The 9,457-nt window shown below is 74.5% G+C and carries 11 protein-coding genes; 2 read left to right on the top strand and 9 right to left on the bottom strand.

What is annotated here, in order from left to right; all coding sequences use genetic code 11:
• Positions 1 to 431 precede the first annotated feature (431 nt).
• Positions 432 to 1,133 carry an ATP-binding cassette domain-containing protein gene (locus E4P43_RS05485; RefSeq protein ID WP_135144398.1) on the bottom strand — a complete coding sequence of 234 codons (702 nt, stop codon included), beginning with the start codon at positions 1,131 to 1,133 and terminating at the stop codon, positions 432 to 434.
• Positions 1,134 to 1,174: 41 nt separating this feature from the next.
• Entirely contained in the window at positions 1,175 to 2,110 is a 936-nt protein-coding gene (locus tag E4P43_RS05480; RefSeq protein ID WP_135144397.1) for a siderophore-interacting protein, read from the bottom strand.
• A 132-nt stretch (positions 2,111 to 2,242) separates the two neighbouring features.
• Between E4P43_RS05480 and E4P43_RS05475 the strand changes: the two genes are divergently transcribed.
• Positions 2,243 to 3,193 carry an iron-siderophore ABC transporter substrate-binding protein gene (locus E4P43_RS05475; RefSeq protein WP_135144396.1) on the top strand — a complete coding sequence of 317 codons (951 nt, stop codon included), beginning with the start codon at positions 2,243 to 2,245 and terminating at the stop codon, positions 3,191 to 3,193.
• Between the two features lie 67 nt (positions 3,194 to 3,260).
• On the opposite strand, the gene bfr is transcribed toward E4P43_RS05475, so the two are convergent.
• Both bfr and E4P43_RS05465 read right to left on the bottom strand, forming a co-directional pair.
• A complete protein-coding gene (gene bfr, locus E4P43_RS05470) occupies positions 3,261 to 3,746 on the bottom strand; it encodes a bacterioferritin (RefSeq protein WP_135144395.1) in 486 nt (161 codons plus the stop codon).
• Entirely contained in the window at positions 3,733 to 3,972 is a 240-nt protein-coding gene (locus E4P43_RS05465) for a (2Fe-2S)-binding protein (protein WP_209313743.1), read from the bottom strand. The genes bfr and E4P43_RS05465 overlap by 14 nt, the downstream gene beginning before the upstream one ends.
• Positions 3,973 to 4,092: 120 nt before the next feature.
• Between E4P43_RS05465 and E4P43_RS05460 the strand changes: the two genes are divergently transcribed.
• Positions 4,093 to 4,875, top strand: coding sequence for an isocitrate lyase/phosphoenolpyruvate mutase family protein (locus E4P43_RS05460; RefSeq protein WP_135144394.1), 783 nt, complete (start codon positions 4,093 to 4,095; stop codon positions 4,873 to 4,875).
• Positions 4,876 to 4,941: 66 nt separating this feature from the next.
• Here E4P43_RS05460 and E4P43_RS05455 read toward each other — a convergent pair whose 3' ends face one another.
• The 5 genes from E4P43_RS05455 to E4P43_RS05435 are packed head-to-tail and all read right to left on the bottom strand — an operon-like array spanning position 4,942 to position 9,454.
• Positions 4,942 to 5,184: a hypothetical protein gene (locus E4P43_RS05455; protein ID WP_135144393.1), complete on the bottom strand. Its 243-nt coding sequence runs from the start codon at positions 5,182 to 5,184 to the stop codon at positions 4,942 to 4,944.
• Positions 5,181 to 6,650 (bottom strand): glycosyltransferase family 2 protein, encoded by a 1,470-nt coding sequence (locus tag E4P43_RS05450; RefSeq protein ID WP_135144392.1) that lies wholly within the window; start codon positions 6,648 to 6,650, stop codon positions 5,181 to 5,183. Before E4P43_RS05450 ends, E4P43_RS05455 begins: the two co-directional genes overlap by 4 nt.
• On the bottom strand, positions 6,647 to 7,396 hold the full coding sequence (locus E4P43_RS05445) for a histidinol-phosphatase (protein ID WP_135144391.1): 750 nt from the start codon (positions 7,394 to 7,396) through the stop codon (positions 6,647 to 6,649). Before E4P43_RS05445 ends, E4P43_RS05450 begins: the two co-directional genes overlap by 4 nt.
• Positions 7,393 to 8,382, bottom strand: a complete 990-nt coding sequence (locus E4P43_RS05440) for an ATP-grasp domain-containing protein (protein WP_135144390.1) — start codon at positions 8,380 to 8,382, stop codon at positions 7,393 to 7,395. Before E4P43_RS05440 ends, E4P43_RS05445 begins: the two co-directional genes overlap by 4 nt.
• Positions 8,375 to 9,454 (bottom strand): response regulator, encoded by a 1,080-nt coding sequence (locus E4P43_RS05435; protein WP_209313742.1) that lies wholly within the window; start codon positions 9,452 to 9,454, stop codon positions 8,375 to 8,377. Before E4P43_RS05435 ends, E4P43_RS05440 begins: the two co-directional genes overlap by 8 nt.
• Positions 9,455 to 9,457: the final 3 nt, after the last annotated feature.

Genomic DNA, 9,457 nt, shown 5'->3' with positions numbered 1-9,457 from the left:
CTGCTCGGCATCCAGGCGCTGACCCCGCTGATGACCGACGGAGGCTCGGTCGTCGTCGTCGGGTCGGTCGCCGCGCTGACCGGGCACTACCCGGTCGCCTACACCGCCAGCAAGTGGGCGCTGCGGGCCCGAGCCGGTCCAGCAGGCCCACCGTCCCGGCGACCACGACGACCAGCACCACCGCGAGCGCCAGCGGGGCCGGCAGCGGCGCCTCCGAGACCGGCGCGCGGGCGGCGATGTCGTCGCGGACGGAGGCCACCCATCCGCCCAGCACCCCCACGCCGATGCCCACCGAGGCGACCGTCGACCAGGCGTCCCCGAGCCGTTCGGTCCAGGTGACGCCCGCCCGCTGCGCGGCGCTGCGCCGGGTCAGCCGGCGGACCTGCCGTCCGTCGAGGGCATCGGCTGCGACGGCGCGGGGGCCGGGCACGTCAGCCCTCGGGAGCGGTCATGGCGCGACGCGCCGAGGCGGTCGGCAGCAGGCGGCACTCGTCCTCGTCGAGGAGCAGGGCGGCGTCGGCGACCGTGCTCACGAAGCCCGGGTCGTGGCTGGCGAACAGCACCGCCAGGCCGCGGTCCCGCTCGGCCGCCACCCGCTCCGCCAGCGCCGTCCGCATCTCGTGGTCCAGCCGGCGCTCCGGCTCGTCGAGCACCAGGACCCGCGCCGGCCGCACGAACGCCGCCGCCAGGGCGAGCCGGCGGCGCTGGCCGGAGGACAGGCGCGAGGGCAGCGCGTCGGCGCGGTCCCCGATCCCGAACGCCGCCACCTCCGCGGCGACGACCTCCTCGGCGTCGGCGACGCCGTGCCCGCGGGCGGTCAGCAGCAGGTGCTCCCGTCCGGTGAGCGACGGGAAGAACGCGTCGTCGTCGAGGACCTGGGCCACGTCGCGGCGGAAGCCCGCGCGTCCCTCGTCGACCGGCTCGCCGTCGAACAGGGCGAGGCCCGCCAGCGGTGGCAGCAGCCCCACCAGGGTGTGCAGCGCGGTGGACTTGCCCGCGCCGTTGGGCCCGATGAGGGCCAGCGCGGACCCGGCCGTCAGCCGCAGGCTCAGCGGCGCGCAGGTGGGGACGCCGTCGTGCCCCACCACCAGCCCCTCGGCGGCCAGCACCGGAGCTTCCGCCTCGTCGCGCACCTGCCCCAACCTAGGTCAGGGCGCCGGGTGCGGCGGGGAGGTCAGTCGGAGGTCCTGCCGTCCCGCCAGTAGCCCATGAACGCCACCGAGCGGCGGTCGACGCCGACGCCCTGGACCAGGTGCCGCCGGAGGCCCTTGACCACGCCGGCCTCGCCGGCGAGCCAGGCGTAGACGCCGGAGGAGCCGCGCACCGTGGTGTCGTCGGGCACCTCCCAGAGGATCTCGGAGTCGACGTCGACGTCCGTGAGCTCGACCGCGGGGGAGGGGGCCAGCCGGTCGCCGAGCTCCTCGACCGCGGCGACGACGGCGGCGGTGAGCAGCTGGCCGCGGGGGGCCGGCGGCGCGTCCGCGACGGCCTGCCGGGGCAGCCAGGTGACCTCCACCCCGCGCGGGGTGGCCACGTTCAGGGCGTCGCCCGCCGTCGGGACCTCGAGCAGCACCCGGGCCTGCCGGCCCTCGGGCAGGCTCTCGACGATCGCGCAGATCGCCGGTACCGCCGTCTCGTCGCCGGCGATGAGCAGGCAGGAGGCGTCGGCCGGCGGGTGCCACTCGAACCCGCCGGTGGGCCCGGCGAAGCGGGCGTTCGGGCCGACCAGGACCACCTCGTCGCCGACGGCGGCCTGCTCGGCCCACGCCGACGCCGGGCCGGTCGCGCCGTGCAGCACGAAGTCGACGTCCACCTCGAGCAGCTCGGGGCGGGCGGCCCGCACCGTGTAGGTGCGGATGGGCATCTGCCGCTCCGGCGGCAGGGCCCGCCAGGCGCCGTACCAGTCGTCGCCGGCCGGGCAGTCGACGACGCCGCGGCCGGGGAGGGGGAGGAGGACCTTGATCCGCTGGTCCCAGCCGTTGGAGGCGAAGACGTCGAGCTCCGGGCCGCTGAAGGTGACCCGCAGGAAGCTGGGGCCCAGCCGCTGCACCTGGGCCACCTGCACGGGGAACGTGCGGTAGGCGGGGACCTGGACGGTCTCGACGGTCACGCGGGCTCCCGGGCTCGGCAGGTGCAGACCGTCTTTCGACTTAGGCTAGCCTCACCTGGCTTTCGGCAGTCTTGCACACGGCTGCCACGGAGACCAGGGCCGCGTCCCATCCGCGCCCGGACGAGGAGAACCATGACGACGCGCACGCTGCGCGCTGCCGGCCTGACCCTGGCCGCCGCCCTGGCGCTGACCGCCTGCGGTGGCGGCACCGAGCCCGAGGAGGGAGCGGGCGGCACGGCCGCCGGGGAGGGCTTCCCGCGCACCGTCGAGCACGCGATGGGCAGCACCGAGATCCCCTCCGAGCCGGAGCGGGTGGTGGTCCTGGACACCGGGGAGCTGGACTCGGTCCTCTCGCTCGGGGTCACGCCGGTCGGCGCCGTCACCACCTCGGTGTCGGACGGCTTCCTCAGCTACCTGGCCGACGACGCCGAGGACGTCGAGGTCGTCGGCACGATCGCCGAGCCCGACCTGGAGGCGATCGCCGCGCTGGAGCCGGACCTGATCCTGTCCAACAAGGTCCGGCACGAGGCCCTCTACGGCCAGCTGTCCCAGATCGCGCCGACGGTCTTCGCCGAGCGGGTCGGGGCGGTGTGGAAGGAGAACCTGCTGCTGGACGCGCTCGCGCTCGGCCGCGAGGAGGAGGCCCGGTCCGCGCTGGAGGAGTACGAGGCCGACGCCGCGGCGCTGGGGGAGGACCTGGGCGACCCCAGCGGGACGACGGTCAGCGCCCTGCGGTTCGTCGAGGGGACGATCCGCGTCTACACGGGGCAGTCCTTCATCGGCACCGTGCTGGCCGACATCGGCCTGGACCAGCTGGAGCTGCCCACCGACCAGGTGCCCACGTTCGCCGAGCTCTCGCCCGAGGAGCTGACGCAGGCCGACGCCGACCTCGTCCTGTACTCCTCCTACGGCCCGGCGACCGACTCCGGTGAGCAGTCGGTCGTCGCCGGCCCGCTGTGGCCGCGCCTGACGGCGGTGGCCGAGCAGCGTGCCTACGCCGTCGAGGATGACGTCTTCTACACCGGCATCGGCCTGCGCGCGGCGACGCTGCAGCTCGAGCAGCTGCGCGACCTGGCGCTCTGACCCGCTACGACGACGAGGGCCCCCTCCCGGATCGGGAGGGGGCCCTCGGTGCGCCGGACCGGGTGGGTCAGGCGGGCGTCTCGGTGACGATCTGCGCGGCCAGGTACTGCGGCGCGCCGACCCGCTCGATGGCGGCCAGCTGGGCCTCGAACCAGTCGGCGTGCTTCTCCTCGTCCCGGACCATCTCCTCGAAGACGGCGGCGGTGCCGTGGTCGCCGAGGTCGTGGCACTCCTTGGCCGAGGCGTTGAACTGGGCGACGGCGTTCTTCTCGCTGTCGAGGGCCAGCACCAGCATCTCCTCGGCCGTCTCGCCGATCCGGATGGCGCCGAGGCGCTGCAGGTTCGGGTGGCCGTCGAAGAGCAGCACCCGCTGGATCAGGGCGTCGGCGTCGCGCATCTCGTCGATGGAGAGGTCGTAGAACACCTTGCCGAGCTTCGGCAGGCCCCACGCGTCGAGCATGCGCGCGTTGAGGAAGTACGTGTTGGTGACGGTGAGCTCGAAGGTCAACGCGTCGTTGAGCAGTTCGACCACACGGGGGCTAACGGGCTGCACCAGCGACTCCCAGCTCTCGCTCCGCCGGGCGCTCGGTCGTGCTCCCGGCGCGGACCGGGCAATGCTTGCACACGAGCTCGCGCATCGACTCGACGCAGTTGCCGCAGGTGCGGCCGGCCCCGGTCGCCCGGGCGACGTCGGCGATGCACCGGGCGCCGTTGGCGATGGCCTCGAGGATGTCGCGGTCGGTCACCACGTTGCAGTGGCACACGTACATGGAGCGCATCGCCTCACGTCGGGGCAGGGGTCGCGCCGCTCCGCCGGGGCAGGGCAGCCCGCGCAGGTTAGCCTGTCCTAACCCGATCGCGCCAGGTGTGCTGGTCAGCGGGGCGGCTAGGTTCGGGGCGTGCCCGACCTCGCCGCCCGCGCCCGCCAGCTCCTGGACCTGCACACCGACCCGCGCGTCCTCGTCCTCGCCAACGTGTGGGACGTCGTCTCGGCCCGCGTGGTCGCGGCCACCGACGGCGTCGCGGCGCTGGCGACCGCCAGCCACTCGGTCGCGGCCGCTCTCGGCTACGAGGACGGCGAGCGGATCCCGCTGGACCTGCACCTGCAGGTGGTCGCGCGCATCGCCGCGGCCGTGGACCTGCCGGTGTGGATGGACATGGAGGCCGGCTACGGCGACCCGGGGGCGACGGCGCGCGGCGCCATCGAGGCCGGGGCCGTCGGCGGCAACCTGGAGGACGGCATGCGCCCGCTGGAGGAGTCGGTGGCCGCGGTGGAGGCGGTGCTCGCCGCCGGGCGGGCGGCGGGCGTCGACTTCGTGCTCAACGCCCGCACCGACGCCGTCCTGCTCGCCGACCCCGCCGCCGCTCGCGCCGAGGTGCTCACCGAGGCGGTGCGCCGCGGGCGGGCCTACCTGGCGGCCGGCGCCCCGGTGGTCTTCGTGCCCGGTGTCACCGACCGCGAGGAGGTCGCCGTCCTGGCCGAGGCGTTCGGTCCCGGCCGGCTGAGCGTGCTCGCCGTCCCCGGCCGGTCGCCCTCGGTGCGCGAGCTGCAGGAGCTGGGCGTGGCCCGGGTCTCCACCGGCCCGAACGCGCTGCGGGTCGCGCTCACCGCGCTGCAGGACGCCACGGCTGCCCTGGTCGCCGGCGGCGGGCTCCCGCCGGGCACCCGCGCGCTGGCCTGAGCCGGGGAACGGCACGGGCCCGGCCGCCCCTCGGAGGAGCGACCGGGCCCGTGCCGGTGGCGGAGGTCAGCCCAGCAGCATGCTGCGGACCACCCAGAGCGCGACGACGACGGCGATGGCCGCGGCCAGCCCGACGTAGAGCCGGCGCTCGCGCACCCGGTCGGCCTCGGTCTCGTCGGCCAGGGCCAGCGGGTCCGCCCACACCGGGGGCAGGCCCCCGCAGCGGGCGAGCAGGTCGTCGGTGACCACGATCGGCGGCGAGACGCGGAACGGCTGCCCGGCGCCCACGAGCCCGTGGGTGGTGCTCATACGGTGACCCTCCCGGTCTTCTCGGTCTTGTCCCAGGTCATCGCGGCCCCGCGGAACTCCTTGACGTAGGCGTCCACGGTGATCGCGCACATCATCGGCCCGAAGCCGACCAGGTAGAGCGCCAGCGGTGCCAGCGGGCGCCCCCAGCGGGTGCCCTCCAGCTTGCGGACCCCGTAGGCCAGCGGGATGCAGAGCACCAGCCAGCTGTAGACGAACAGCGTCCAGAAGGTCTCGGCCGTCCCCGACAGCGGGACGACCCCGGGGAACGCGGCGGCCAGCAGGACGACGAAGGAGATGGCGCCGGGGAACAGCAGCGCCTCCCGCCAGACCCGCAGGCCGGTGCGCGGGTCCACCGAGATCGTCAGCGTGATCATGAAGACGAAGGTGGCGATCGGCACGAAGACCGCCGCACCGAACACGTCCGAGGCCAGCCGGCTGTCGAGCAGGTACAGCCCGATGAGGCCGATCGAGGTCAGCAGCATCGCCACCGGCAGCAGCAGGATCGCGAACCAGAAGATGCCGAAGAAGAAGCCACCGAGGCCCGGGTGCACCGAGCGCCGGAACCACAGGTGCTTGTACATCGACGTGATCTGCACGTTGCCGCGCGCCCAGCGCAGCCGCTGCTTCCACAGGGCGTCGATGCCGGCGGGCTCCTCGGCCAGCACGCGGGCGTGCGGCTCGAAGACGACCCGTCGGCCGGCGAGCTGGGTGCGGAACGTGGTGACGGTGTCCTCGGCCAGCGAGGAGGTGTCGATCTGGCCGCCGATGGCCTCCAGGTTCTCCCGGGAGTGCAGCTGCGCCCCGCCCGCCAGGCAGGCCATCGCACCGGCGACGTTCTGCGCCCGGCGGGAGGCGGCCTGCGCGGCCAGGTAGTCGAAGCCGATGAAGCGGGTGATGCCCTGCGGGTCGCCGCTGCCCTCGCGGATGTAGGCGGTGACCGCGCCGACCGTCGGGTCGGCCAGGTGGCGGGTCATCTTGCGCAGCGAGGCCGGCTCGTAGATGACGTCGGCGTCCATGATCAGGAGCGCCTCCATCCAGTCCTCGGCCAGGATGTGGCGCAGCCCGTGGTTCAGGGTGTGCGCCTTGCCCTCGCCGCCCTTCTCGCGGCGCAGGTGCACGACCCGGCCGGGGAAGCGCTCGGCGCAGCGGGCGAGCACCGCGGGGGTGTCGTCGGTGCTGGCGTCGTCCACCACGTAGACCCGCAGGCGGTCCGGCGGGTAGTCCAGGCCCATCAGGCGCTCGATCGAGGTGGTGAGGACCGCCGCCTCGTTCCAGGCCGGGATCACCACCGCCACGTTGGGCAGGTACGGCCCGGTCTCGCGGTAGTGGTTGCGCACCGCGTGCAGCGGGATCACCAGGAACTGCGCGAGGCCGGCGACCACCGGGATCGCGCCCACGGCGACGAGCAGCAGCAGGAAGACGGCCAGCGCCGTCTCCCCCGTGGTGTCGGGGAGGAGGTCGGTCATCGGGTTCCCACCAGTCGGGTCGCGGAGGCCGCGTCGGCCACCCAGGAGTAACGGCCCACGGTCGTGGCCTCGTGGCTGTCGGTGGAGCCGACGAGGGTGACCCCGGCGGCGGCGAGCTGGAGCACCACGCGGGGGCCGGGGCAACGCCACTTCTCGTTGACCTCGACCGTGGTCCCGGTGCGGACCGCCGCGTCGGCGATGGCGGCGACGTGCTCGTCGAGCAGCTCGCTCTCGTGCAGGCCGATCTTCGGCAGCAGGGAGAACAGGTGGGCCAGCTGGCCGCGGCCGGCCCGCTCCATCGCGCCCACCGTGGCGGTGACCAGGATGCTCATCGCGTCCTCGGCCGAGAGGCCGGCGGCGAGCTCCTCGATGGTGCGGCGGGGGCTCCACGGGCCGTCGGGGCCGGGGAACTGGTGGTCGGCGATCAGCACGCGGTCCACGCCACCGGGGCCCACCACGAGGTCGTCGGGCACGTCGAGGCGGCCCGAGGCGTCGAGGATCTTCGCCTCGACCCCGGTGAGCACCTCCAGGCCCTCGACCCGGGGCAGGGCGGAGACCTCGGCCAGGAAGCCGGGCACCCAGGTCGTCGTCGTCCGGACGTGGTCGACCATGCGGATGCTGGCCAGGCCGGTGTCGCGGGCGGCGACCAGGTTCTCCATCGGCGCGCTGACGGCGTCGTCGGACCAGGTGGAGTGCACGTGGTGGTCGGTGAGCAGCAGGTCCAGCTCCCCGAGTGCGGTGGTCATCGTGCGGTCTCCTCGGCGACGACGTCGGTCAGGGGCAGGAAGACGTCCTCGAGGTACCGGACGACGGCGAGCTCGCGGAACGGCACCGAGGCCGGCAGCGGCCGCTCCAGCGCCAGGTCCAGGGCCAGGGAGGGCATGTCGACGCCCGCGGCCACGGTCAGCGGCATCGCCCCGGGGAAGCGCGGGTTGACCTCGAGCAGCGCCGGGCGCCCCTCGGCGTCCCTGCGCAGCTGCACGTTGGCCACGCCGACCAGGCCGATGGCGGCGGCCACCTGGCGGGCGGTCTCCTCCAGCTCCGGGTCGGCCACCGTGGTGCCCGCGACGGAGACGCCGGAGTCGACGCGCAGCCGCGAGCGCGGGACGGCGGCGACGACGGTGCCGTCGGCGTCGGCCAGGGTGTCGACCGAGTACTCGTCGCCGGGCAGGTTGGCCTGCACCAGGATGTCCTCGTCGCTGCCCAGGGCGCGCAGGGCGTCGGCGGACTCCACGAGGTGGACGCCCCGCGAGCCGGCGCCGCGGCGCGGCTTGACGATGACCGGGTAGTCCCAGCTGTCGGGGTCGGTCTCGCCGAGCAGGGCGGTGCGCGGGGTCCGGACGACGCCGGTGCAGCGCTGGGCCAGCGCGTACTTGTCCAGGCAGACCTCGAGGGTCTCCAGGCTCGGGGCGGCCAGCGTGGTGCCGACGGCCTCCAGGCGCTTGCGCTCGGCGGCCAGCCGCGGGAGCTCGACGTCGACGGTGGAGAAGAGGACGTCGACCCGCTCGCGCTCGCACAGCTCGACCAGGTGGTCGACGAACTCCTCGCTCAGGCCGGGGCGGACCAGGTGACGCGCACCGGCCTCCACGAGGTAGAGGCCGCTGGCGTAGCGGTCCATGTCGGCCGCGAGCAGCACGACGTCGTCGCGCCGGGCCAGCGAGCGGAGCACGGCGATGCCGGCCGGGCCGCCGGCGCCGGTCACGAGGACGCGGGTGGGGGAGGAGTCAGACACCGAAGCGCTCCGGGGTGGTCGAGGAGGTGGACGTGGGCTGGAAGGCGGAGTCGCTCGTGGCGCCGACGACGCCACCGGCGTCGCGGATGACCTCGAGCGGCTCGCAGTACCGGCCGCCGCTGCCGTAGCGGGACCAGTAGCGGGCGGTGGCCAGGACGAAGTCGTCCTCGAGGTAGGCGCGGATGCCGGCCTGGGAGCGGAAGCTCTTGAGCAGCTCGAGCTTGGTCCGCGTGAAGTTGTCGATGTTCACGAAGCGGGTCGGCCGGAAGTCGATGGTGGCCGACGGGCTCTGGAAGCAGGCGACCGTCGGCACCGACCGGGTGGCCACGCTCGCGGCCTGGTGCACCGCGCGGTGGTCCTGGTGCCGGTCGTTGGCCGAGTGCGTGTAGACGATGGTCGGGCGGACCTCGGCCACGACCCGCTCGATAATCGACATCGTCGGGTCCATCGGGCTGATGCGGGTGTCCTCGAGGTCCTCGAGGAACAGCCGGGCGCCGATCTTCTCGGCGGCGGCCAGCGACTCGTTCTGCCGGTCGTCGACCTCGCCGCCGCGGGCACCGCGGGACAGGGTCAGGATGACGACCTGGTCGCCGGCGGAGCGGTGGGCGGCCAGGGTGCCGCCGACGCCGATCTCCACGTCGTCCGGGTGCGCGCCGACGGCCAGCACGGTCTGCCGCTGCGGGGCGGCGGCGCGCTTGGCCGCGGCGCTCTCGGCCAGCCGGCGGATCGTGGCGGCCAGGGTGTCCTTGGGGACGGGCTTGACGAGGAACTCGTCGGCCTGCCGGCGGAGGGCGTCGACGGCGTAGTCGACCGACGCGTGCGCGGTCATCACGGTGACCGGGAGGTCGGGGCGGACCTGGCGGAGCCGGTCGAGGAACTCCAGCCCGGTCATGCCGGGCATCTCGATGTCGGTGATGGCGGCGTCGAACTCGACGCGGGCGAGGAGGGCGAGCGCCTCCAGCGGGTCCGCGCACGTGGTCACGGTCATGCCACCGCGCTGCAGCACGGTGCGCACGAAGAGTGCGGTGTCGGCGTCGTCGTCGACGACGAGGACGTGCAGAGCACCGTCCACGGT

Source organism: Blastococcus sp. TF02A-35 (assembly GCF_004571075.1).
Classification (GTDB): domain Bacteria; phylum Actinomycetota; class Actinomycetes; order Mycobacteriales; family Geodermatophilaceae; genus Blastococcus.
Note: the sequence above shows the minus strand (reverse complement) of the source record. Positions and strands in the feature narration are given on the sequence as shown.